Raw genomic sequence first — 25,517 nt, forward strand, 5'->3', positions numbered from 1 at the left:
AACTGTCACTGAATGCTACTCTAAGGCTGCTGCTGATATTTAACCTATATGCTGCTTTTCTATTTTCCAAAACGGCAGGATTTTCTCCGTCATACCTCTGTTACAGGGATATCATAATTCTACTGCCATAAAATCTTACCTCATTATAACACAGCTGTTTTTATAATTGAAATTAATATATATTAAAGTGTTAATAAGCCTGCCTAATGTTTACATGAAAAAAATTCATCTTATACTATTTATTATAAAACTTTTTGCCTTCATAATACGTCTTATAAATAGAAGACAACACATGCATGCCCGTTACTTCAAATAATAACACGTTTCCGCTTTTAGAGCCAGTGGTGAGTACAGACAATCTGATTTTCCACAACCCTGAATTTCTCTGAACAGCGGATTGAGAGGATACTATGAAACTCCATATCACCTATGAAGAATTAGCTGAGTTTATCCTTCATAATCAGGACAATTATTACAGACTGGCCTTTAGCTATGTAAGAAGCAGAGAAGATGCTCTGGACATTGTACAGGAGTCCATTGTCAGGGCCTTTTCCTCCCGAAGAGCCTTAAAGGAGGCTTCTTATGTAAAGTCCTGGTTCTATCGGATAGTCATAAACACTTCCCTGGATTTTATAAGAAAAAATAAGAAATATGCTTATCTGGATGAGGCTGAATGGGAGCATTTAGATTATCATACGGAGGACTCTTATGAAGACCTGGATCTTCATAAGGCCTTGGAGAGATTATCTCCTGAGAGCCGTATTATTATTATCCTGCGATACTTTGAAGATTTAAAACTGCAGGAAATCGCGCTGATTCTTGGAAAAAATGAAAACACAGTGAAAACGAAGCTCTATGCCGCTCTGAAAAAGCTTAAAATGGAATTGAAGGCGGAGGAAACTTGAAGGACAAAACCATAGCTTTCATTAAAGTAAATAACCTTGCGCTTAAGTAGACAGATGGAGTCAGGTTATAATAAAAATTGTTTATTTAACTACGGATTCAGAAATATCGTTGAAGATTTGCCATTCACGAAAGGAGTAAATATGAAAAATAGTAGTAATGTCTGCAGTAACAGCAATATAAATAGAAAAGACGTACCAATTCAGGAAAATAACAAAAACAATATCAGTAACATCTTACCAGAGGAACCTATGAGGAAATTGAAAGAGTCTTATGAAGGTCAGGACATCCCCAGGGAGTTAGATTCTCTCGTAAGAAAGACCCTCAGACTTGAAAAGAAAAAGTTCCGCTGCAGAAAATGGATAAGCCAGCTCTCCACCGGTCTGGTTTCAACTGTTGCCTCTGCAGCCGCACTGCTTATCATAACCGTAAATGTCAGCCCTGCAGCTGCCAAAGCTATGGCAGAGGTTCCTGCCATAGGCGGCTTTGTAAAAGTAGTAACCTTCCGGGAATATAGCTACAAGGATGAACATCATGAAGCCCAGGTTAATATTCCTCAGGTTAGAGGACTGTCGGATAAAGAGCTTGAGGATATGCTGAATAAGAAATACCTTGAAGAAAATACCAGGTTGTACGAAGAGTTCCTGGATAAAATTGGTACAGATGATTTAAAAAATGCCAACACTGCTCTTTTCTCAGATTACAAGGTTATTCTTGATACGGATTCACTTCTGGTATTAGCCAGTGAAAAGACAGAAATAGCTGCCTCAGGAAGTGAAAGCATCCATTACGATACAATTGATAAAAAAAATCAGCTGGTATTGACACTGTCAAGTCTGTTTAAGGATAGTGGATATATCAATAAAATAAGCGAAAACATAATCTCCCAGATGAAGGAACAGATGAAAGGTGAGGATGGCAAGACTTATTTTCTGGAGGATGGTTCGGAGGATGATTTTAAGACTATCACCTCAGATCAGAACTTCTATATTAATAAAGCTGGAAAACTGGTGATTTCCTTTAACGAATATGATATTGCACCGGGATATATGGGAATTGTGGAGTTCGTAATACCTACAGAAGTAATAAAAGATCTGTTGGTCAGCGATTACTATATTCACTAGTAAGATGTCTTAACCAAATTTCTTATTTTTTGAGATTTATTTTACAGTATAATTCATTTATGCTTCATGACTAATTAAAAATCCAGGAAACACTGTTAAGGTAAGAGGTTCAGCCTTTACAGTGTTTCCTGGATTATATTTAAGTTCGTCGTTTATTTTTCTGCTATGTGCTTGTTTAGCCTTTACAGTGTTTCATGGATTTTATAATATAATAACAGCTCAATAGCTTCAGAACATTTAATAGGGAACGGTCCTTTAGAACCATTAATAGTTCTAAGACACTTAAAGGGTTAAGATACTTAGCCTGAACCCAGCAGCTTTTAACAGGCTTAACAAATGAGACTCTATTGCTATAACTACAACCATAGAGCCTCTTCTGACAGGGCTGCTTCATTAAGTAAATTTCGTAATTCTAACTAGTTCTACAGTTTAAAATAATAACTGCTACAACTTCCAGCCCATAGCTTCTTCTCTCATTCCGACAAATCTGGCATATAAGCCGTCCTGGAATAAAAGCTGTTTATGGGTACCTCTCTGCGTAATCCTTCCGTCCTCTAAAACCAGTATCTGCTCCGCATTCTGAACTGTCTTAAGTCGATGGGCAATCATAATGATCGTCTTATTCTTTGTCATTTCTGCAATCGCTTCCTGCAGTCTGCTCTCATTCTCCGGATCCACATTTGCTGTTGCTTCGTCCAGAATTACAATAGGTGCGTCTTTTAGTATTGCCCTGGCAATAGAGATTCTCTGCTTCTCGCCACCGGACATGCTGGCTCCGCCTTCTCCTACCATTGTATTGTATCCTTCAGGAAGTGACATGATAAAATCATGGCATCTTGCCTTTCTGGCTGCTTTTTGTACCTCCTCAAAGGTAGCCTCTGGTTTACCAAACTTAATATTATTCAGTACAGTATCATTAAACAGATATACCTTCTGGAATACCATGCTGAAATTAGACAGCAGACTGTCTAAGGTATACTCCCTGATATCCTTTCCTCCTAAGGTAATGGAACCTTCTTCTACGTCCCAGAACCTGGAAATAAGATTGCACAGTGTGGATTTTCCACCGCCGGAGGGGCCTACTATAGCGGTAGTGGTACCGGTGGGTATGGTAAAGGATACATCCTTAAGAATCTTACGCTTCTCATATGAAAAACCTATATGCTTTCCTACTATGGTAAAGTCGGCAGGTCTTATGCTCTTACCCTTGCCGTCCATGATAGGTGTGTTTCCGATTTCATCTACTCTGTCAATGGCTATATCTACAGAACGCAGCAGTGAGGACATGCTTCCGGCAGTTTCTAGCTGACTATATATCAGGAATACTGATATAAGCATTAACAGACAGGTTATAAGTTCCATTGTCCCGGACAAATAGAATCCAATGGATGCAATTGCTATCAGTATACTGACGAATTTAAGCAGGATGCTCTGCAGGAACATAAACGGTATAAACGCAAGCTCTAAACGGACGTTATTTTTCTCGCACTCTGCTATTGCTCTCTCTAAGGTGTGGCTTGCTGATTCCCCCAGATTAAAGGCTCTTACTACACTGATTCCCTGTACATACTCAAGAATTGCTCCCACCAGAGTGGTCTGGGCTGCTACTCTGGCTGGAGAAATCTTTCTGGATTTCTTTTGCATGAGAGAATTTCCGCCTATAAATAAGAGGATTCCTCCCAGAATAATCAGTCCAATACGCCAATCAAATACAAGCAGCATTGCAGTTATTACTGCGGAATGGACATAGCCATGTATAATCTTATCCATAACTCTTGGAGCGATATCCTGTACATCCTCCATGGTAGAGGTTATCGCTGCCGTTATCTTTCCCAGACTGTTATCGTTAAAATATCCCATGGGTATATATTTCATTCGATCACCCATTTCTGAGCGTTTATCCGCACACATATAGAAACTACCCTGTGCCTGAGCCATGGTTGCCCGCTGTCTGGTTAATATAGCACCTGCCATACTTGCAAGCATGATACCAAAAGAAGTCCAGGCCGTTCCTGCCGTAACATTTCCTTCTGTTATGGCTCTTAACACTACTGCCATAGCTAATATCTGAAATGCCTGAAAGACAGAATTGATAAATGCCAGAAGGATTCCCTTCTTCATCAAGCTGCCTCTCTTACCGGCAAAGGCAAAAAATTTGCGAATGGTTCCAATCATTTTATTGTCCTCCTTCTATTCTGTCTTTGGAGCTGATATGTGCTTGCCACAGCTCACTGTATAAAGGATTTGATTGTAACAGTTCCTCATGAGTTCCAGCACCGGCTACCTGACCGCTTTTAATAACAGCTATCTGGTCGGAATCTGTAATGGTTGACAGGCGATGAGCAATAACAATCAGTGTCTTTCCTTCAACCAGCCTGGCAACTGCCTTCTGGATAACTGCTTCATTTTCCGGATCGGTATAAGCAGTTGCTTCATCCAGAATAATAATCGGAGCATTTTTTAACATGGCACGGGCAATGGTTATACGTTGTCTTTCGCCGCCGGAGAGATGACCGCCTGCACCACCTGCGATGGTATCATAACCGTTCTCAAGGCCCAGAATAAATTCATGGCAGCCGGAAGCCTTTGCAGCCTCTATGACCTGTTCATCTGTTGCCTTCGGATTTCCTAGTCTTATATTATCAAGGATACTTTGGTCAAATAAATAATTATCCTGGGCAACATAAGCAATCAGTTCCATCAGTTGCGCCTGAGGTATGTTATTCAGATTTACACTGCCAATGGTTATAGAACCGGTGGTGACATCCCAAAAGGAAGCAATCAGCTTAGCTATAGTTGATTTTCCTCCTCCGGAGGGGCCAACTAATGCCGTAACCGTACCGGCAGGAAGTGAGAGATTCACTCCATGAAGTACCTCTTTTTCTTTGTAACCAAAGGTAACGTTGTTCAGCTTGATATCAAGTCCCTTTAAGGAAGCTCTGTTTTCCGGACGTTCCTGTTCTTTTACCTCCAGTACCTCTCCTATCTCGCCGACGATAATACCTATTTTGGCAAGATCATCTGTATAATACATAGCCGATAAAAGTGGTGACATAATACCAAGGGCCAGGATCATTATAGTGATGAAATCACCGGCTGTCAGGGAACCGCCGCGGTAAAAGATACAGCCTGCCGGAAGCACTCCGATGAGCACTGCCGGCCAGATTCCAATTCCCATGGAAAAATACAGCTGCACTTCCTTCATCCAGTCCAACCCATAATTGGCATTGTGGCGAACTGCATCGGTAAATTTATTATAGGAAGAGGCGGACTGCCCAAAAGCTTTAATTACTTCAATACCGTTTATGTATTCTACTGCTGTAGCATTCATGTGCTGTCCAACTCTTACATATTCAGCAAAACGTGGCTCATAGTCCTTCATCATTCCCATATAACACACTGCACCAACAGGAAGAGTTATCAGGGATATCAATGCCATACGCCAGTCAATTGCAAAGAGATAGATTACAATGGCGATGGGTATCAGCAGATTGGATGTCATTTCCGGCAGTACATGTGCCAGGGTTGGTTCTATGCTGTCTACCTTTTCTACCATAATGTTCTTGAATTTACCGGAAGGTGTGTCAAGAACGTACCCCATAGGAACCCGTTTCAGTTTCTTGCCGATACGTCTTCTGATTTCTGAGATAACGGCAAAGGTCGCCTTATGTGACATGGTTGTTGAAATATTGTGAAAAACAGCCTTTCCTAAGAATCCAAGCGCCATTACACCACCCCAGATAAGATAAACACGGTACTCCTTATTCTCCTCCAGCAACAGGAGTATCATCCGGGACACCGCATAATAGGGCACCATGCCGGCACCGACACCTAATATGGCAAGCACTACTGACAGCACATATTCTTTCCTGTGCTCCCCTGCATATTCTGCCAGCCTTGCAGTGGTTCCCGGCTTTTTACTTTGTAATTTTTCCTTTGACATAAATTATCCTCCTTAAACTGTTAGAATTCTCTAACATTCACATCAAAAAAATAGAGGGGCTAAACGAATCATACCCCTTGTAATACCTACAGCACGATACCCTGCCTTTTCAGAATCCCTCAAGCATGTGTTGAAAAAGCTTGTATCGGGATTAGTGTCCACTTTGGAGGAGGTTATTTACGTGCGACTGCAAGACGAGTATCGGGGATATAAAGGTGCAGTATCTCCGAAATCGCAACGCATACTCCAAAGTGAGGCAATCAGAACGGTACAGTGAGTTTTCAGGCACACCCTAGGAAAAGCCCAGCAGGTTCTTCCAGCCTGCGGCAAAAAAATCGGTGAGCTTATCCACATAAGTCCAGGCTTCTTCTTTTGGCATATCATGCACTACTATTTCAAAAAAACCGGATAAATAAGCGCTGGCCAGCATATGATTCAGATCATCCGGCATAACGGGAGCTGTTCTTCCCATATTCTCCAAACATGAGAAAAAGGTATAGGAACTGTTAACTTCAACTTCGGCAAGACGATGCAGGTAATCTTCATAGGAAGTACCTTCGCTGCAGCAGATAATCAACTTAAAGGCATCAAAATGTTCATAGACATAATGAAAACACTCTATTACATCGGCCTTGGTGATCTCCTTCATTTCAGTTATCTTTCTTTCCGGCGGCAGTTCTGCAAAATAATCATGTCCCTTTAAATAAATCTCATAGAGTCGTTCTGCAGGTTCTTTCACAAGGGCGTTAAACAAAGAGAGCTTATCGGGAAAATAACCATAAAATGCTCCGGTAGTCACTCCGGCTGCCTTCACAATAGATCGCAGAGAGGAATTCTGAAATCCCACTCTTAAGAATTCTTCTCTGGCCGCCTGTAATATACGCTCTTTGGTTGATTGTTCCTGTTCTGTCATTCTACTGCCTCCTTGAATATAACACCGTTATATAACAGCGTTATATTATCATCTTACTTGTTATGTGTCAAGTCTCTATTACACGGTTTCACTTATAATTCCTCTTTTGATAATCTTTCATCATTATGATTCATATATATATGAGATTAATTTTTATAGCTCTTCCTTGGATTAGTTTTTTCAACTATATTTAAATATATAAATGTAATTATTTCAGGCATTCTTTCATTTTATGTATCTCAATTTTTAGTATCCAGTTACTAAAGGAATCAAATTATTTTAGATATCAATTAGTTCAGACATCCAATTAGTTCAGGCTGCTTTACCCCTTTGTAAAGCAGCCTGTTATCGAATGTATATGCCTGACCTTTCAGATTTTTTGCTCCTGAAGGCATATATCCTCATCTATTGTATTATCATTATCACTGGTATTACTGCGCATAGAGATTGCCTTACGAAACAGAAGTATTCCGATTACAAACAAGATTGCAATGGCACCAACACCTTTATTGATACTTCCTGTCAGCTGTGATATTACGCTTACCAAAGCTGTCCCAAGAAAAGATGCCCCTTTTCCGCAGATATCCATAATACCGAAATATTCCCCGGCTTTCTCTGCCGGAATGATCTTGGCAAAGTAGGATCTGGACAGCGCCTGAATACCCCCCTGAAACATCCCCACTAAAACAGCCAGAATCCAAAAATGCAGCTGCTGATTCATGAATACGGCAAAGATGGTGATTCCTAAGTAAGCCATAATACAGACTGTTATCAGCTTGTCAGAGGAAATTCTTGCAGACAGTCTTCCAAAGAGGATACAACAGGGAAACGCCACAAACTGGGTAAGCAACAAAGCCAGCAGCAGTCCTGTGCTGTCAAGCCCAAGAGCTTTGCCATAAGCTGTTGCCATATCAATAATTGTATATACACCATCAATATAAAAAAAGAAGGCCAGAAGAAACCAGAAAATCTCTGCTTCTTTCCGTATGTTCTTAATAGTTCTGAATAAGCTTTTAAAGCTGTCTGCCACAGCATGTTTTCTCCTAGGCGCACTATGCACCTGCTTGTATTTCTTAAGAAAGGGAAGGGAGTTAAGAACCCACCAAAGAGCTACCAGCCCAAAGGATATTGCCATGGACTGCTGCAGGGTAAGTCCGAGAGAATCACCTCCCATAACCAGACCCAAGCAGGCTATAAAAGGAATACAGCTTCCAATATACCCCCAGGCAAATCCCTGTGCTGATACCGTATCCATCCGTTCTTCTGTGGTAATATCCGGCAGCATGGAATCATAGAATATCAGACTAGAAGAATATGCCACCTTTGCTAATACAAAAACTATCAGAAACATCAGCCAGGCAGTCGCTAGTCCCAGCGCAACACAGCTTATTGCCCCAAGCAGTATGGAACCTAAAAAAATGGGTTTTTTCAAGCCTTCACTGTCTGAAATGGTTCCAAGTGCTGGTCCTGATAAGGCGACCAGTAAGGTAGCAATAGAAACTGCATATCCCCAAAAGGCAAGGTAGCTGACAGAAGATAAATTCTGCTGTTCAGCCAGGTAGTCAAAATAAATAGGAATAATAGTTGAAACCAAAAGAGTGAAAGCAGAGTTTCCTACGTCATAGAGGACCCAACTCTTTTCCAGTCTGGTCAATTTTATCTTCATGCCAGTCTCTCCTCCTTCAACATCGCTTCATCCTTAGACCCGAAGGTAAGGCGGTACCTGTTATCCAGAGGTTGCTTCTGCCTAATATAATCATCGTATTCTGTAATAAGCCGGATAGATTCCCCAACAGCTGTAACATACAACCGCTTTAACATTTCCGTGCTGTCTTCACAGTTCAGGTTGGGCTTTCTGTTAATAACCAGCCCTTGCATTTCTTTATAATTCCCAGTCACCGCCAGAATTCCATAGATAACCAGGCGTTTATACAGCCTTGGTGCTAACAGCATCTGATTGTAATGTTTCATGGATTCCAGGGATAGGATTATTTCTTCCGTTGAAATATCCTGAAAGAATTCTGATATCACTGTACTGTTTCTCTCAGAGGGAAGAATGTGCTCTGTCAGGGACTTGCTTATGGGATTGTATCCATCCCTTTGAAGCAATTCTCTGTCAAACTCCGCTTCAATTTCCGTATGGCTGACTCCGCTTCTTTCAATCTTCTCATCAATATAGCCGTGGCATTGGCTATCCAGAACAAAATGGCAGATAAATCCGAAAATATAAGCCAGATGAGCTTCCTTCTTTTCTTTTGCTCTGATGATATTTCCAGCTCCTTCAAAGAAATACTTTCCCGGCTCCTCGTGCATGCCAAACCCGGTCTGATTCACGCGGTTTGCAAAAAAAGGCTTATAATAAAACAGAATATCCGGTCCATGAAGACCTATATCGTACAGCTCTATATGTTTATTTATTATATTCCGTAATCCTTCAGGTAAAGAAAGTGCCACTTCTTTACCTAATCTGTAATGAGCATAAGTTGACGGCATAAGGGAACACCTCCTCAGACTAATCGTCTTTCCTTGTGATTATTTTCATCTGAGGTAACTATACTAAAATAATGTTAAGTTTCTTATATCCCTTATGATAAATTAAGGTAAATCTCATCTTTTAGCTTATTATTAACTACCTGATAATATTAGATTAAAGCATACAAGGAAACACTTACTTTTCTCATAAATTTATACATCTGTTTTTTTTTATGGATTAGTTCCTTTTATGCATTTGCTCCGTTAAACATTATTCCTTTTATAGTTTAGTTTCTTTTATTCATTAGTTTCTTTTATTCATTAGTTCCTTCTATTCATTTGCTCCTTCCATACCTTAGTTCCTTTTATTCATTTGCTCCTTCTGTACATTAGTTCCTTTTATTCATTTGCTACTTTTATTCATTAGTTCCTTTTATATATTTGTTCCTTTTATACATTTTCTCCTTTTATGCATTTGCTCCTTTTATACACTTGTCCATCCCTTCCTTTAACAACTTGACGGCTCTTATCAATTCCTTATCCTCACAGTTACAAACACATAGCCGTATTCCTTCACTCTCTCCAAAACCAGGCAAATAGCTGTTCTTAATACTGTTTACCAGAATACCTTGCTTTTTTAATCTGTTTACCACTGCTTCTGCTGTATTCTTTTCTGTTTGAACGAAGGCATAAATTCCGGAATCCGGAACATGATAATAAACTTCTTCCCCAAAAGTACTATGACAGATTTCTTTTAGTACCTGCATTTTCTTCTGGTAGAATTTTTTGGTTCTTGCTACATGTGATTTGTACATGCTGCTCTTTAAATAGATTTCCAGCGCTCCCTGTGTCAGTATCGGAGTGTTAAGGTCCATACTTTGCTTATAACGTAAGAACTCTTCTTTTAAGGCCTCCGGTACAATTGCCATCCCAAGACGTAATCCCGGAAGAAGAGTTTTAGAAAAGCTTCGAATATGGATAATTTTATCTTTCTCACCTATGGCATAGAAGGAATCTTCTTTCTCATCTGTTTCCAGATCTGCCAGATAATCATCCTCTACCAGATAAACATCGTAACGGGAAGCCAGCTTTAAAATCTTAAGTTTCTCTTCCCTTTTGTAACTGAAACCTGTGGGATTCATAAACCGGGGCATGGTATAAAAAAACTTGATATCACCTGTCCGAAATTGTGCCTCAAGCTCCTCCAGATCAAGGCCTTCACCGGTACGTTTAATTCCCGCAATTGGCACCTTATTACAGAACAAGGCCTGCAGCATAACAGAATAGGTGGGCTGCTCTACTAACACCTTCTTCCCTCTGCACGGAAAGGTCATGGCAGCCAGGATATACAAGGCCTGCTGTGCACCGTTCGTGATGCAGATATCCTGTGGTTTTGTAAAGATATGAAAGTTCATTAAATGCTTTGCCAGAACTACTCTTAGTTCCTCCATCCCCTGAGAGGGTGCATATTCCAGTAAACTATTCTTATAAATGGTGATTGATTTCTCCATACAATGATAGAAGTCCTTATAGGGATTAATACTGTCCGGAGGTCTTACCGTACTAAGATCTGTCGCTGTATTGTTGTCTTGTAATCTGTTTATTACTTTTACCACATAATAACCGCTTCTGGCAGCGGAATATATCAAATGCTCTTCCTCTAATAGTCTGTAGGCTTTTATTACCGTATCTGTATTACAGCTTTTCTCAGTGGCCACTGAGTGAATGGAGGCAAGCTTCTCTCCTGGCTTTAATACACCTTTTAAAATGTTCTCACGGATGGACTCTGCTAATTTTTGATATTTATACATTCCTTTGTTTACCTGCTTTTCTTCTAATCTATACCGGTACAGTTTAGTATTTTTCACCTTGTAATCCAAGTATAATTTTAATAAGATGACTATATCATAAAACTGCAAAGGAGAGAATATAGTTATGAAAACTTTTCCGCTGAACTTACAGGAATTGCAACAGATTGTAAAAGAGTATCCTACCCCTTTTTATATCTATGAAGAGGCTGCCATTGTAAATAATATCAGAAAGCTTAAAGCTGCTTTTTCCTGGAATAAGGGCTTTCGTGAATATTTTGCTGTAAAATCCACACCAAATCCATATATCTTAGAACTCTTTAAGTCGGAAGGCTGCGGGGTGGACTGTGCTTCTGAAACAGAATTAATGCTTGCAGATTCCTGCTCCTTTTACGGAGAGGACATTATGTTTACCTCCAACGTTACCTCAGCGGCTGAATTTAAGAGAGCCGCAAAGCTTCAATCCATTATAAATCTGGATGACCTTTCACATATTGACTATTTAATGGAATATGTCAGTCTTCCGGAACTTATCTGTTTTCGTTTAAATCCCGGCGGGCAGATTTACTATAAGGACAAACTGATTGTTGATTTTGAAGATCACAAATTTGGCTTTACGGCAGAGCAATTTATAAACGGTGTGAAATATTTAAAGGAAAAGGGAGTGAAGCGCTTCGGACTTCATTGTCAATTCGGCAGCCACCGAAACGAAGCTGATTATTTCGAAGAAAATACCAGAAATCTATTTGAGAAGGTAGTTACTATTTCTAAAAGTGCAGGAATTCAGCTTGAATTTATCAATCTTGCCGGAGGGGTTGGAATACCCTATGATGAGACAGCACCTGAGACTGATATTTATGCGGTAAGTGCTTCCATACGAAAAGCTTATGATGAGATACTGGGTGCTGCCGGATTGACACCTATACCCTTATATCTTGAATTGGGTATATTCATGACCGGACCCTATGGTTATTTCGTTTCCTCCGTACTGCATATTAAAAAGGCCTCCAAAACCTTCCTGGGGCTGGATGCCTCTACTAACAGTTTTATGAGTCCTTCCAGATATACTAATTACCACTATATTACGGTAGCAGGTAAAGAGCTTAAAAAGCCTGACTGCTCTTATGTTATTACCGGGGCATTATGCGAGAACAGAGACCGGTTTGCCGCAGACAGGCTGCTCCCTCCTGTTGACAAAGGAGATATTCTTATATTTCATGATGCTGGTGCTTATACCTATTCACATGGAAATAACTTCAACGGTAGGCTCCGTCCGGCAGAGCTTCTTCTATGTAAAGATAACTCACTGAAACTCATTCGTAAGGCTGAAACTGCAAAGGATTATTTTGCAACCCTTGATTACCCTATCAAATATTAGGATTTAGAAAGCCGCATCTGGTTTTCCCAATCTGTTTTTAAGATACCATAACGCAGTTCATTAACCCAGCTGCCTTCTTTAAAACGTTCCTTACGAAGTTCGCCTTCTTTCTGCATTCCGAGTTTTCTCATTACATTTTCGGAATGCTGATTATTGGCGTTACAGCTTGCACACAACCGGTGCAGCCCGATGTGGCAAAAACCAATCTCTGTTAATATACCGGCTGCTTCCGAGGCATATCCGCTGCCCCAGAAGTCAGGTAACAAAAAATAACCAATTTCACCACAGCCGCCTTGAGAATTCTGCCGGTATACTTCAATATCGGCAGTACCGATAAAGTTTCCTTCTTTGGAAAGGTATATACCGTATGCATACAATTCACGTTTTTCCGTAAGTTTATTGCTTCGGAGAATTTCTTCAAAATAAGGTGTTAATTCTTCTCTGCTGGTAACCCTGTCCAATAAAGCATATTTCATCACTTTTTCATTTGAATAAACAGAATAGATGTTTTCAAAATCCATTTCTGTAAATTCCTTTAGAACTAAGCGGTTACTTTTATAGCTCATAATGTCCTCTTTCTTAAAATGCGTAAGCTTTCTTTCCTGCTAATAACCCTTCGCACCTTGGCGTACAATATTTATTAATACTAATCATTCCCTAGAAATCTTCCTTTACTTCAAATACAGGATCCCACGAGGACCAGGCAGCTTCCAATAAGTTTCCGGCATTGTCTTTGAAATAAAAATATTTGGCTTCCCCATCCCCTAATACCTGAATGTCTTGTGCCTCAACACCATTGTCAATAAGCTTTTTATGGGTATATGCAATATCCGGACAATTCATTGCCATTACCGGATAATCCTTTCCATTTCTCAGCAGGGCAAGGGGCTTATAATCCGCTGTTTCCACTAATAGCAATGCTATTGCATTAGTATCGGGATAATGTAAGACTGCAATGTAAGAACCTCTGTCTTCAAATTTATTCATTAGTTTCAATCCAAGATTCTCTGTATACCACTGGATGGATTCATCAATTTTAGTTGTCGGCAGATAGGTATAGCCTATCCGAGAAAATAAATATTGTTCTTTCATAGTTATATCCTCCGTCGTTTAATTTTTCCCTGGTTAAAAAGTATCTGTAAAATAGAATTATAGCATGTATTATCGGTAATGTTCAATTGCAATTTAATTACATAATTTGATTATATAAGTCAGCAAATTTTATTATTTAAATTAGCAAATTTTATTATTTAAATCAGAAAACACCTAGTGGCTGCTGCAAAATTACACCATGAGTTTTCAGGCACACTCTAATATCAAAAACCCTCACTAATATAGAATACCCCTTTGATTGGAGTTTTCCCGTCTCCAATCAAAGGGGGTATTTTTTACTCTTCCTTTAATCTTCCCATTACTACAGTATTATAATATTTTCCGTCAGATAAAAGCTTATCATTCCGCAGGATGCCTTCCACTAAAAACCCAGATTTCTGGTATAAGATTATGGCTTTTTCATTGGTTTCCAATACATTGAGAGTAATCTTTTTAATATTATTACTGTCTGCCCAGGCAAGGGTTTCCTGCATTAGGCTTTTACCAATGCCATAACCCCAATATTCCTTCAGAATACAGATTCCAAATTCCACCTTGTGAGAAAGACGTTTTAAGGTACTTCCTTCACATCTGCAGAATCCGGCAAGCTTGCCTTCTTCTGTTTCGGCTACAAGAAACAGGTGATTCGCTGCTTTTGAATCATTTTCTATAATTACTCTAAAGTCTTCTTTACCAAGGTATCCTTCTCCCGGTTCCCTGTCCAGATTCTCAGTTTCACCATCAATCTGAAGCCTGATTACCGAAAGTTCCTCTGCATCTTCTTCTTTTGCAGAACGGATATGATAATTTAAGCCGTTTATCTGATACTGTTTCTTTTCAATCTTCATCTTTACACCCATTTCGTATCCCAGACCTGCCGTGATGCTGCCGTATTTGGAAAAAGGTGACCTATAGGGGCAGTCTCAAATTGAACTTTTCTTTCATTCATTCTGTCATCATGTCTTTGCAGCATCACAAATAAGTATTTAATAAGGTCTTAAATTAAGCCTGGAATGAGTACCTTTTATTTTTCTCTTGGCATAACTATTGCTACATTATAAAACAGGAGATAAAAGATTACAATATCAGTCTATTAATATCTTAAAGGCTACGGGTTTATCACTTGCAGCTGTCTGGGTATTGATGTAGAGAGCCTCTTCTTCTCTTATCCATTGAGGTTTCTCTTCATATCCGAGTATGGATATATCCTTTATTACACCATGAAAATTGGGCAGTTTTGATGCATTCTTCTCACCAAGTGCATGAATGGATATCTTACCGTCCTTCGGGAAATTCAAGACATAAGCATAGAGATAACTGCCCCGGACTGTAAACCTGATGTCTTCTTTTGTAAAGACCTTCTCTTTGGAATCTGTAAACTGTCCTTCTTCAATCTGGGTTGGTCCTTCCCCTGATATTCTCCATAACTTACTGTCATAGATACCTTCTCCGTTTATCTTTAACCAGTCACCGATTTCTGTAAGAATCGCTTTATCTTCCTCTGGTATGGAGCCATCTGCTCTGGGTCCGATATTTAATAACAGGCAGCCGTTTTTACTGACGATATCGATGAGGTCACAGATAATATCCCTGGCTTTTTTATAACTGTTATTTTCTGTATATCCCCAGGAATTCAGAGCAACCGCTGTATCTGTCTGCCAGAAGTACGGCTTTTGTTCTGCGAACTGTCCTCTCTCTATATCCACTACGGCACATCCGAACATAAAGGCATCGTGTTTATAATTAATTACTACCTGCTCGCCCCATTCAATGGCTCTGTTATAGTAATAGGCTGCAAATTTCTTTAAATAAGGCTTAGCGGCACTGTGCTGTATCCACCAGTCAAAATATATAATTTTTGGCCTGTACCTGTCTACTATCTCACAGGTACGAAGAAGCCAGTCATTAAGAAACTCCTCTGTAGGTGGGGCACTAAAAAGATCATGGTGGTCCGGTTCCGGCATGGAAGGCCAATAGAAGTCTCCGCAAACCAATGGCTCTTTGATATCACTGTCAAATTCCTTACCATGACTCATAAAGAACCAGTGCTCAATGCGGTGAGAGGATGCTCCTAATACTATCTCTTCTTTTTCCAGTGCAGTTTTCAGGTCACCTAATACATCCTTTTCTGGTCCCATCTCAGCAGCATTATAATGGGATATCTCACTTTTATACATCTGGAACCCATCATGATGTTCCGCTACCGGCACAACATACTTTGCCCCGGAGGCTTTAAAAAGGTCCGCCCATTCACCGGCATCAAACTTTTCTGCTTTAAACATGGGAATAAAATCTTTATAGCCGAAATCCTTATGCTCACCGTATGTCTTCACATGATGTTCGAATTCTTTGGAACCCTGAATATACATGTTTCTGGAATACCACTCGCTGCTAAAAGCCGGCACACTGTAAATTCCCCAATGAATGAAAATACCGAATTTAGCCTTTCTATACCATTCGGGAAGCTCATAACCGGACAGGGAATCCCAGTTATCCTGAAACCGCCCTGTCTTTATAACTCTTTCAATTTCTTCTCTGTATTTTATTCTATCCATAGATACCTCGCTTTCCAACCAAGGTGACTAAAATCTCCGTTCTTTTCACTCCTGGCATTTGCTGTTACTGCTCTCATTATATCAAATGTTACTATCCAAATCAGTTGACAATTAAGACAATTTGGTATACAATCCAGACATTATGAAGGAATATAACATACTGGAATTTGCAAGAATTGATTTTCCCTTTTGGGTTGACAAGGGAGTTCATACAAAGCCATATTCTCCCCATACCCACAATTTCATAGAGCTGGAGATTATCTTAAGCGGAAGTGCAGACCATATCGTGGAGGGCAGAACCTATCATATTAAGAGAGGGGATGTTCTTGTTATAATGCCTTCCTATGTTCATGAAATACAGAATGTAGATAATCTTGAGATATACAATTATAAATTCGATCTGGATAAATTGCTGCTGTTAGAAGAAGATTTAGAACAGCTGTCCGGTTTTCAGGCACTGTTTATCCTGCAGCCCTTTGATAAATACCAGCACGACTACACCAGTTTTATGATGTTGGAGGAAGAGAAGCTCTCTGTGGTTCATATATTAAGCGAGCTCATCTTAAATGAATGGCAGGAAAAAAAGGCAGGCTATAAGCTTTCCATTAAATCCTACCTTCTTACCCTTATTACTTTTCTGTCCAGAAATTATTCACCCAGCCTGACCGGAGCTTCCGCTAAAACACCACAGATTATTCATACGGTTAATTATATCCATGAAAATCTGACTGAAAAGATAACTCTGGGTGATCTGGCAGCCATGGCCTGCCTTTCCGAGCGGCAGTTCACTCGAATTTTTCGCGACGTATATGGTGTCTCACCCATTGACTATGTTATAAAATGCAGGCTGATACTGGCTTCCCGCCTATTAAAAAATACCAAGCTCCCGTTAACTGAGGTAAGCCATCGCAGCGGCTTCGGAGACAAAGTATCCTTTTCAAGACTATTCACAAAGAAATATGGTGTTACACCCGGAAAATACCGTAATTACAGTAATTCCGCCAAAACATAATGACATAATACATTCATCCCCTATAAATCTTTTTACTTATAACTTTCACCAACTCTTTATTACAGTCAGATTACCAGCTTTCATACCTTACCATATCCTCTAATTTTCTTCTTGGTCTCCCTCCCGGAGCTTCGTCACCGTAGCCAAGTGGAATAATTCCGCAGACATATTTATCATTGGGAATATTAAGAATTGGCCTTATATCTGCTTGCTTGAACCAGGCAGTCCAGCAGGCAGACAAACCTGTATGCTCTGCTTCCAGTAAGATATGTTCGATTGCAGCAGCTGTATCCCTGATAATTTGTTTCAATTCCGGTTCAGGGCTGTTCTCGTCCAGGTATAAATTCTTTGTGTCCTCCAGACGGCATGCTATGTCAGCCACACAAACGATAAAAACAGGAGCCTTCAGCATCCACCTTTGATTATGATCAGCTGCTGCAAGCTCTTCTTTTAATCCTTTTTCTCTTACAATAATAAAATGCCAGGGCTGTGTATTGCTGCCGGAGGGAGCGAGTCTGGCACTTTCCAGAATCTGTGTCAACTTCTCCGTTTCTACTTCTTTCTCCAGGTATTTTCGGATACTTCTTCTGTTTTCTATTTCTTTTATCATTACTGCTCTCCTTTTCATATTTTTAAGCTTAGAATAAGATAACTACATATTTTATATTACTTCGTACTACAATCACCAAATATGAGGTCCTTATATTACTGTTGGTAAAAATATAAACTTATGTAATTAAGTATTGCTTGACAAACTTCTCCTTACTTGTCAGTATAAGATATATATTACTAAAGTCAAGAATATTAGCATATATAAAGGAGTCTCCATGGAAATCAGAACAAGCTACACCTGTCCTTTGGAAATCGTTCATGACATTATAAAAGGAAAATGGAAGACCATTATTCTGTTTCAGCTAAAGTACGGCAATGCCGCTTTAACCAAATTAGAGCATGACATCGCCGGAATTAATCAAAAGATGCTTTTACAGCAGTTAAAAGAATTACAGGAATTCGGACTGGTTGGAAAACAAAGCTTTGATGGTTATCCTCTTCACGTGGAATATTTTCTTACACCTGACAAAGGCAGAAAGATATTACAGGCTATTGATATAATGCAGGAAATTGGAATCGAATATATGGTTGAACATGGTATGACAGATGTACTTGACCAAAAAGGTATCCCGTATACAAAGTACTTATCTGATACCCACAAATAAGTGGGTAATTTACAGCCTCAGGTTTTCAGCTTATAATACAGAAAAAAGCCGGAGGTAAAGAAATGAATTCAGCACTTATTCTTATTGATATACAGAATGATTATTTTGAAGGCGGCAGAAGTGAATTGTTTCAGCCCAAAGCTGCAGCTGATAATGCTGCCAAAGCACTATCACTCTTCAGAGAGCTAAAAAAACCTCTCTTTCACATTCAGCATGTAAGCATTCAGGAAAATGCAACTTTTTTTCTGCCGGATAGCTATGGTGTCCAAATACATTCAAGTGTATCGCCCCTTAAGGAGGAAGCAGTTATAATAAAACACGCTCCCAATGCCTTTCTAAATACCACATTGGCTGAGGAACTCCATAAGCTTGGCATTACCCACCTTGTTATATGCGGAATGATGAGTCATATGTGTATTGATACCACTGTAAGAAATGCAAAAGATCACGGATTTCATGTAACAGTTCTTGAGGACGCCTGTACCACAAAGGATCTTGTCTGGAAGGAAAATGTAATTTCTGCTCATACTGTACACAATACTATCATGGCATCCCTGAATGGAATTTTTGCTCAGGTTATCATAACAGAAGAACTGAAGGAACATTTATGGTCTTTTAATAAATCATAATACGATAAGATTAATAAACGAATATAAAATGCTCCCTCTTTAAGAAGCAGTTTTTGATTCCTGTTTCCACAGAAGAGGGAGCATACTATTCAACTTTTAACTACTGGTATTTATGATATCTTTTTGGAAATATTTATTAAATTCACTAATGGTATGCCCTTACTTTTATGAAAAAAGACCTTTTCTCTTACCTCATAAAGCGGCTTCCCACATTCCTGTAATCCTCAAACTCTACTGCCCGGCAGAGCCACTCACTAAGACTTATCCCCTCCTCCTCTGCTTCATAGAAATCCTTGGAAACACTTAGGGTATGAGGTGTAGTTCCTGTTTTTTCATCTACCCCGTAATCTGTTATAAAGTAGTGGTAATTACTGAATTCTTTAGATAAATCTGCTGCGGAGGCCAACATTTGACCACTCCAGATATCTTTATATTCCGAATCTGCCATTTCTTCATCATTTAGCCTTTTCTGGAAATTCAGTAATAGATTATCATATAGTGTATTGGATTGCAGATATGTTATATTAGGGTATTTATCAGCATTATATTGAAAAACTGCTTTAATAATATCAGCTTCTGGCTTGAAATGGAAATTACCTTGAACCTCCGCATTCCAATAAGAATCCATGATGTTTTCCCATTTTTCTGTTTGGATATAGGAGCTGTCCGTATATTCATAAATCCTGGCTTCAGGCTCACCTTCAGCAATATAAGGTGTCCAGAAGGCTGCACCAAAGCCTCCCGCACTTTCACCGCATACGAATATTTTGTCCGGTGTGTCTGCATTCCCTTGAAACCACTTAAGAGCAGCTAACACATTATTTCTTCCGTTATGGAAGGACTTATAGGTTTTCCCTTTACTTTCATATTCAACAACATTATTGCCGATATGAAAATCCCCCGTGGTATATGGAATATAAAGATAATTCCAATTGCCAAAAGGATTCTTATCATTCTCTTCCTCCAGAATGCCTTTCATCGTATTGAGTTTGTAAAAAGGAATATTGGAAAAGTAAGTAAGTCCTCCACCCTTAAACATTGTAGCCAGACTAATGGGATTTGCTGTTGAGTCTTCATCCCAATTCATACCTCCACCGGAAAAGTAAATTATCCAGTTATTTTCCTTATCCGTACTCTTTCCTTTTTTTGTAAGGATGTAATACTCTGAACCATCCGCTGAAGTAACGGAGTTTCCCAAATCAATCCTATTCCATTTACCGAATTTGGTTTGCTTAAAATCACTGATGCGAGTGGGTCTTTCAATAACAAACATCAACACTGCTCCAGCCAGTAAAGTGATTGCTGCCAGTAATACGGCAAAGCAAATCCCAATTATTCGAATAGTCTTCTTATTCATTCCACTCTTCCACCCTGTTTCTATTTTTGCTTATGTACTTTTTACCAAAAACCCTGATTTGAAATTTCATATACGGTGGAATGATTAGCCGTTAAATATCTCCATGAAATGTTCCGGCTGTGATAACGGGCGAAAACCGAATTTCTCGTAAAAGGTATGGGCATCTTTTGTTGCCAGGCACCAGCGTCTTAAATTCTTAAGCTCCGGGTGCTTAAATACACACTTAAGGAACCATTCTCCCAGCCCTTTATGCCTGTAATTTTCATCTATTATCACATCACACAGATATGCAAAGGTTGCATAATCTGTAACAACCCTCACCAGACCTATCTGCTTATTGTCCTCAAATAAAGAAAAACAAAGTGAATTCTCCAAGGATTTTCTAACAATCTCACCTGGCCGTTTCTCTGCCCAATAGGTCTGTTTCAGTAATTGGCATACTGCCTGTATATCCAGTTTGCTCCTGTCCGATGTAACATAATAGCTGTCCTTCTTAAATTCGATTTCCTGTCCCATATTGTTCTCCTGTCTGTATTTAATACTGCCATTTGTTATACTGTATTATTTAAACTATTATTTAAACTGTTATTTAAACTGTATTATTTAAACTGTATACTTTTTATGGACTCTATTCTTATCAGCTTCTGGATGCCTGATTTCTCAACCTCTAATTGCACCCAATCTTCATCGATATCCTGAATGATACAATGTTTGGCTGTAATGTCGTAATCCGCAGCATCACTCTCTAAAGTAATCTTTCCACGTTTACCGATATTTTTCTCAAGTATTTCTTTCAAAGATGTTTTTTCACTATTAACAATATTATTCTCTTTCAGGGTACGTTTGAGTTTCTCAACCTGCGTATTCAGATTGCAGCACCAGACGAAGGCTATCAGACCAAATATATATCCTAAGTATTCCATGGCTATTTCCCCTCCCTCACATACTTAATAGAAAGTATTGAAGACACTGGCAGCAGCTTATTTTCTGTTTGCTTCCCCTTCGTATACTCTACGTTGATCCATTGCCCGTCAAAGTCTTTAATCACACAATTTGAATTCACCAGATCATAGTCAGCAGCCTCACTGTAAAATGTAAGACGTACCTTCTTCCCTTTCAGTCCATACAATAACCTGGTAATGGCATTACCGCTTTCTTTTTTTGTTTCTGTCTTTTCACAATTGTCCTTTAAAAGATAATCACAGCTTACACCTAATATTTCAGCCAGATAAACAATTTTATCCATTTCCGGATAAGATTGCTCTGATTCCCATCTCGATATGGATTGTCTGGTAACAGACATTAATTCTGCCAATTGCTCCTGTGTCATATTTTTTGCTTTTCGTGCATCTGCTATTTTACTTCCTAATCCCATCTTGGTACCTCCATTGTTTTTTCCTCTTTATCCTAAGCCATTTGCAGTAATGTCTCTACCAATTATGAGTTTCTTTATGTTACATTATGGTTGCATTACATGTTACATGGGTATCAAATGCTCCATTTATCTATAATAGCAAACTTATTTCATAAACTCAAAAGCAAATTCTTAAGGTTAATCTTTCTTTACAAATCATGGAGATATTATGATATAATTAAAATATATTGAAAGTTATTTTTATCTTATTCATTATATAACCCGCCATAAACTTCGATAGTATGAATTTATCACACCTAAAAATTGATTCATTTAATTTATATCATAGCAATAACACATTAGCAACCAAAAATAATTACTTTTCTATAGGAGGTTTTCTTTGAAAATAGAACATATTGCCATCTATGTAAAGGATTTAGAAAGCAGCAGAAACTTCTTCCAGCAATTCTTCGGTGGAATATCCAATGACGGATACCACAACCCCAATACCGGTCTTCGCACTTACTTTCTTACCTTTGAAGACGGTGCAAGACTGGAACTTATGAACCGCCCGGATATGGCTTCCGATGAGAAAATGCCAATACAAACCGGATATGCCCATCTTGCTTTCTGTGTCGGAAACCGAGAGAAAGTTGATGAACTTACTGAAAAACTTAGAAATTCTGGTTATCAGGTTATCAACGGTCCCCGTACTACAGGTGACGGCTATTATGAAAGCTGTGTTCTGGACGGAGAAAACAATCAGATTGAAATAACTATCTAAGAATATTTTATAAATCGCTGCCCTGCAGACTTTTAAGACTGCAGGGTACCTTTCATCTCTTATTCTAAGTTGAAGCTTTTATAGAATACCTCTTTCTTAAGCTCCATAAAGACCAGATCGTGACTTTCACCTTCCGGGTCAGTCCAGAAATTCTCTACGGTCTTAACTTCCTGAAAGCCCAGCTTTTTATACAGCTTATATGCTCTTTCATTATCTTTTAATGTATCGATTTCTATAATATCCAGCTGAAATTTCTCACATAGATATTTCATAAAAGCTACTAAGGTCTCCTGCCCCAGCCCTTTTCCCTGAAGGCTTATGTCGCATATTTTAATACCGATACCACAGCTTTTCCTTTTCATATCCAGGTTACCATAGGTTAATTCCCCTATGGGCTTATGATTTTTTCTGTCTTCTACTACATATCTTCTCTTTTCCCGGAAAGGATTCGTATCCCTGATTTCTGCTGCAAAGGCTTCTTCCATTTCTGATACGCTGACACCCATTCCCTTTTTAAAACCTACATCCTTCATCAAAGCGCCATTGTTCCACCACTCCGTAAACATAATGGCATCTGCATTTCCAAAGCTCTGATTGCAATACGTCCTTCTTCATATACAATACTCATTTTGTAACCTCTTTCCTGAGAATTGGTTCTCCCTGAACCTTTTGAGTTTCTATATAGTATCATATGATTAGCAGTTGAATTTATTTATGTAATCCTTCAAAGCTTCCGTCTTCATTGGTCTGCTGATAAAATATCCCTGTACATAGTCACACTTAAGCTTTTCTAACAGGCGAATCTGCTTCTCCTCTTCTATTCCTTCCGCAACTACTGAAATACCTAAGTTATGAGCAAGGTTTATAATGCTTCCTATAATCTCCAGGTTCTTATTTTCAATTAAATCAATAAAGGACTTGTCAATCTTCAGGGTATCTATAGGGAGTTTTCTTAAGTAGCTGAGAGACGAATAACCGGTGCCAAAATCATCCAACGAAATGTGGATGTCTCTGCATCTTAGAATCTCTAAGGTTGCCATGATACTTTCTACAGAAGAGATCAATATGGATTCGGTAATTTCGATTTCAAGATATTTGGGCTCCAGATCAGCTTCTTTAAGAGCATTATCTATCACCTCAATAATATTTGGGTCTTCCAGCTGTTTCACCGACAGGTTGACCGAGAGCAGTCCTTCAAACTGATGTTTCTCCTGCAAATCTCGAAAATTTTTACAGGCAGTTCGAATAATCCATTCTCCCAAAGGAATAATGAGCCCGAGTTCCTCTGCTACTCTTATAAATCTATCGGGGCTTACAAAACCAAGGCTAGGTGAGTTCCACCTGGTCAATACTTCAAATCCCCGGATAGTCTTTTCCTCCAGATTATAGATAGGTTGATAGACCAGAAAGAATTCTTCCTTCTGAAGAGCTGTTTTCAGCTCTGCTTCAAAATTGACTTTGTCGATAATTTCCTTTTTCATTACCCCTTCAAAGAACTGTATATTGTTCTTTCCATATTCTTTCGCTTTGTACATAGCTGTGTCCGCATTACGCATGAGCTCAATAACACCTTTTCCATCCTCCGGATAGGCAGCTACACCAAAGCTTGCACTGGTCTTAATTTCGTTGTTACACACATTAAAGGGCTTAAGAAAATCCTGCCGAATATTTTCGATGTAATAATATGCTTCTTCCCAGTTAAGCTCACGTGAAATTATCAGTGCAAATTCGTCACCACCGATTCTTCCAATCATATCCTCTTTATGTAAGCTGGCTTTAAAACGTTCAGCTGCTTTTTCTACAAACAAATCTCCGATATGATGTCCCATGGTATCGTTTATTTTCTTAAAGAAATCGATGTCTATGAAAACAATATAGAAACTTTTCTCTTCTGTTTCTGACTTTTTAATAAGTTCCTGTATTCTTTCTATAACAGCCATTCTATTAGGCAGATTGCTTACCACATCATAATGGGCCAGATGAAATAATTTATCTTCGTTTTCCTGTAATTTAATATTCTTCTGGTTTAATTCGTTGTATTTACAGCTAAGCTCAGTATGGGTTACCGCTATTCTCTCATACATTATTTCAAGCTCTTCTCTTTGCTTTAGTTCTGTCATATACAATCTGTTCATACGGCTGTAATGAGCCTGGTTAATAAGATGAGCTATAGGAGCTATAATTACCACCAGTGCAAACAGGATAAGCTGCAGGATAAAATAGCTTGTCCCAAACTCGTAGGGTGTAGCAGCAAGCAGCAGAGAATAATACATTCCTATAAAGAAAATAGACGCAGTAACATAGTTTAACATAACCCTGGTCAATCTGACGGAAGAAATAATAATATTGATAAAGGCAATGGTCCAAATTGCCGGTCCAACATAAGCATAAGCTCTAATGACAACAAATATAAGCACTACTGAAAATAAAATGGATATCCAATGGGTGATAATCCTTGTCCTGACATTAACATATTGAGATAGAATAAAGCAAAAACACAGGAATAACATAAATGCACTATCCGCGACAGCACTTTTAAGGGGATAGTGCAGTATAAAATTAACCACAGAACCTACTATTAATACGGGGATTCCATAATAACAACCAATGTAATTTTCCATTCTCTCAATGGTATCCATATCGTTGGATTCATTGATAACCTTAATGATACCTGGTATGGTCTTAGGCATTTTTTTGTCTTTCACGATAACACCTCAAAAATGACATTTTCCAAATTTTTATTCCATTATAAACCATTTTTCACAAATTTCAAAGGTTAGTGTGAAATTTTTTACATTTACTAAATGTGAAATTTTTTGTATTACTAAATTAATTCTATGCTCTATGACATTATCTTAAGATTCCGGTAATAAAATGTAACACAGAATTACTTATATTCATATATTTATAATATGAATTAGTACTGTCTCTGGGTATTGCAGTGATTCTAACTACATATAAGGAAAGGAATATACA

24 protein-coding genes are annotated in these 25,517 nt (G+C 38.8%); 7 read left to right on the forward strand and 17 right to left on the reverse strand.

All coding sequences use genetic code 11. The features are described from left to right. Window positions 1-410: 410 nt before the first annotated feature. Together BR73_RS0121315 and BR73_RS0121320 are read left to right on the forward strand one after the other, a co-directional pair. Window positions 411-905, forward strand: coding sequence for a sigma-70 family RNA polymerase sigma factor (locus BR73_RS0121315; RefSeq protein ID WP_033167914.1), 495 nt, complete (start codon window positions 411-413; stop codon window positions 903-905). Window positions 906-1,046: 141 nt separating this feature from the next. Continuing rightward, a complete protein-coding gene (locus BR73_RS0121320) occupies window positions 1,047-2,027 on the forward strand; it encodes a DUF3298 and DUF4163 domain-containing protein (RefSeq protein ID WP_051685469.1) in 981 nt (326 codons plus the stop codon). Between the two features lie 444 nt (window positions 2,028-2,471). Here BR73_RS0121320 and BR73_RS0121325 read toward each other — a convergent pair whose 3' ends face one another. The 6 genes from BR73_RS0121325 to BR73_RS0121350 all read right to left on the reverse strand — a co-directional run bounded on the left by BR73_RS0121325 (window position 2,472) and on the right by BR73_RS0121350 (window position 11,223). Further along, window positions 2,472-4,202, reverse strand: coding sequence for an ABC transporter ATP-binding protein (locus BR73_RS0121325; RefSeq protein WP_033167915.1), 1,731 nt, complete (start codon window positions 4,200-4,202; stop codon window positions 2,472-2,474). Between the two features lies 1 nt (window position 4,203). Further along, window positions 4,204-5,970 carry an ABC transporter ATP-binding protein gene (locus BR73_RS0121330; protein WP_033167916.1) on the reverse strand — a complete coding sequence of 589 codons (1,767 nt, stop codon included), beginning with the start codon at window positions 5,968-5,970 and terminating at the stop codon, window positions 4,204-4,206. Between the two features lie 292 nt (window positions 5,971-6,262). Further along, window positions 6,263-6,883, reverse strand: a complete 621-nt coding sequence (locus tag BR73_RS0121335) for a TetR/AcrR family transcriptional regulator (RefSeq protein ID WP_033167917.1) — start codon at window positions 6,881-6,883, stop codon at window positions 6,263-6,265. A 370-nt stretch (window positions 6,884-7,253) separates the two neighbouring features. Continuing rightward, window positions 7,254-8,549 (reverse strand): MFS transporter, encoded by a 1,296-nt coding sequence (locus BR73_RS0121340; RefSeq protein ID WP_081848826.1) that lies wholly within the window; start codon window positions 8,547-8,549, stop codon window positions 7,254-7,256. Continuing rightward, entirely contained in the window at window positions 8,546-9,376 is an 831-nt protein-coding gene (locus BR73_RS0121345; protein ID WP_033167918.1) for a zinc dependent phospholipase C family protein, read from the reverse strand. Before BR73_RS0121345 ends, BR73_RS0121340 begins: the two co-directional genes overlap by 4 nt. Window positions 9,377-9,822: 446 nt before the next feature. Further along, window positions 9,823-11,223, reverse strand: a complete 1,401-nt coding sequence (locus BR73_RS0121350) for a PLP-dependent aminotransferase family protein (RefSeq protein ID WP_242860740.1) — start codon at window positions 11,221-11,223, stop codon at window positions 9,823-9,825. Between the two features lie 67 nt (window positions 11,224-11,290). On the opposite strand from BR73_RS0121350, the gene BR73_RS0121355 reads away from it, so the two are divergent. Next, window positions 11,291-12,541 (forward strand): diaminopimelate decarboxylase, encoded by a 1,251-nt coding sequence (locus BR73_RS0121355; protein ID WP_033167920.1) that lies wholly within the window; start codon window positions 11,291-11,293, stop codon window positions 12,539-12,541. Here BR73_RS0121355 and BR73_RS0121360 read toward each other — a convergent pair. From BR73_RS0121360 to BR73_RS0121375, 4 genes are all read right to left on the reverse strand, one after another. After that, entirely contained in the window at window positions 12,538-13,107 is a 570-nt protein-coding gene (locus BR73_RS0121360; protein ID WP_033167921.1) for a GNAT family protein, read from the reverse strand. The genes BR73_RS0121355 and BR73_RS0121360 overlap by 4 nt on opposite strands. 91 nt (window positions 13,108-13,198) lie before the next feature. Next, window positions 13,199-13,633, reverse strand: coding sequence for a VOC family protein (locus tag BR73_RS0121365; RefSeq protein WP_033167922.1), 435 nt, complete (start codon window positions 13,631-13,633; stop codon window positions 13,199-13,201). A 296-nt stretch (window positions 13,634-13,929) separates the two neighbouring features. Then, window positions 13,930-14,481 carry a GNAT family N-acetyltransferase gene (locus BR73_RS0121370; protein WP_033168815.1) on the reverse strand — a complete coding sequence of 184 codons (552 nt, stop codon included), beginning with the start codon at window positions 14,479-14,481 and terminating at the stop codon, window positions 13,930-13,932. 237 nt (window positions 14,482-14,718) lie between these two features. Next, on the reverse strand, window positions 14,719-16,188 hold the full coding sequence (locus tag BR73_RS0121375) for an alpha-L-fucosidase (RefSeq protein ID WP_033167923.1): 1,470 nt from the start codon (window positions 16,186-16,188) through the stop codon (window positions 14,719-14,721). A gap of 142 nt (window positions 16,189-16,330) precedes the next feature. Here BR73_RS0121375 and BR73_RS0121380 point away from each other — a divergent pair, with 142 nt between their 5' ends. Continuing rightward, window positions 16,331-17,200, forward strand: a complete 870-nt coding sequence (locus BR73_RS0121380) for an AraC family transcriptional regulator (protein ID WP_033167924.1) — start codon at window positions 16,331-16,333, stop codon at window positions 17,198-17,200. A gap of 70 nt (window positions 17,201-17,270) precedes the next feature. Here BR73_RS0121380 and BR73_RS0121385 read toward each other — a convergent pair whose 3' ends face one another. Next, a complete protein-coding gene (locus BR73_RS0121385) occupies window positions 17,271-17,810 on the reverse strand; it encodes a nitroreductase family protein (protein ID WP_033167925.1) in 540 nt (179 codons plus the stop codon). A gap of 217 nt (window positions 17,811-18,027) precedes the next feature. On the opposite strand from BR73_RS0121385, the gene BR73_RS0121390 reads away from it, so the two are divergent. Both BR73_RS0121390 and BR73_RS0121395 read left to right on the forward strand, forming a co-directional pair. Next, complete coding sequence (locus BR73_RS0121390; RefSeq protein WP_033167926.1) at window positions 18,028-18,417, forward strand: helix-turn-helix domain-containing protein; 390 nt, start codon at window positions 18,028-18,030, stop codon at window positions 18,415-18,417. Window positions 18,418-18,479: 62 nt separating this feature from the next. After that, window positions 18,480-19,046, forward strand: a complete 567-nt coding sequence (locus BR73_RS0121395; protein WP_033167927.1) for a cysteine hydrolase family protein — start codon at window positions 18,480-18,482, stop codon at window positions 19,044-19,046. A 187-nt stretch (window positions 19,047-19,233) separates the two neighbouring features. On the opposite strand, the gene BR73_RS0121400 is transcribed toward BR73_RS0121395, so the two are convergent. The 4 genes from BR73_RS0121400 to BR73_RS27775 form a co-directional block, all read right to left on the reverse strand. Next, window positions 19,234-20,403 (reverse strand): pectin acetylesterase-family hydrolase, encoded by a 1,170-nt coding sequence (locus BR73_RS0121400; RefSeq protein WP_033167928.1) that lies wholly within the window; start codon window positions 20,401-20,403, stop codon window positions 19,234-19,236. An 84-nt stretch (window positions 20,404-20,487) separates the two neighbouring features. Beyond that, window positions 20,488-20,919, reverse strand: a complete 432-nt coding sequence (locus BR73_RS0121405) for a GNAT family N-acetyltransferase (RefSeq protein ID WP_033167929.1) — start codon at window positions 20,917-20,919, stop codon at window positions 20,488-20,490. An 83-nt stretch (window positions 20,920-21,002) separates the two neighbouring features. Further along, complete coding sequence (locus tag BR73_RS0121410) at window positions 21,003-21,326, reverse strand: hypothetical protein (protein WP_033167930.1); 324 nt, start codon at window positions 21,324-21,326, stop codon at window positions 21,003-21,005. 2 nt (window positions 21,327-21,328) lie between these two features. Then, complete coding sequence (locus BR73_RS27775; RefSeq protein WP_051685470.1) at window positions 21,329-21,778, reverse strand: helix-turn-helix transcriptional regulator; 450 nt, start codon at window positions 21,776-21,778, stop codon at window positions 21,329-21,331. A gap of 379 nt (window positions 21,779-22,157) precedes the next feature. Here BR73_RS27775 and BR73_RS0121420 point away from each other — a divergent pair, with 379 nt between their 5' ends. Next, window positions 22,158-22,541, forward strand: coding sequence for a VOC family protein (locus tag BR73_RS0121420; protein ID WP_033167931.1), 384 nt, complete (start codon window positions 22,158-22,160; stop codon window positions 22,539-22,541). Between the two features lie 59 nt (window positions 22,542-22,600). Here the strand turns inward: BR73_RS0121420 and BR73_RS0121425 are convergent, their stop codons facing one another. Then, window positions 22,601-23,107, reverse strand: coding sequence for a GNAT family protein (locus BR73_RS0121425; protein ID WP_081848827.1), 507 nt, complete (start codon window positions 23,105-23,107; stop codon window positions 22,601-22,603). A gap of 129 nt (window positions 23,108-23,236) precedes the next feature. Beyond that, window positions 23,237-25,246: a bifunctional diguanylate cyclase/phosphodiesterase gene (locus tag BR73_RS0121430; protein WP_156034877.1), complete on the reverse strand. Its 2,010-nt coding sequence runs from the start codon at window positions 25,244-25,246 to the stop codon at window positions 23,237-23,239. Window positions 25,247-25,517: the final 271 nt, after the last annotated feature.

It is taken from the genome of Clostridium sp. KNHs205 (genome assembly GCF_000702945.1).
Taxonomy (GTDB): domain Bacteria; phylum Bacillota; class Clostridia; order Lachnospirales; family Lachnospiraceae; genus Anaerocolumna.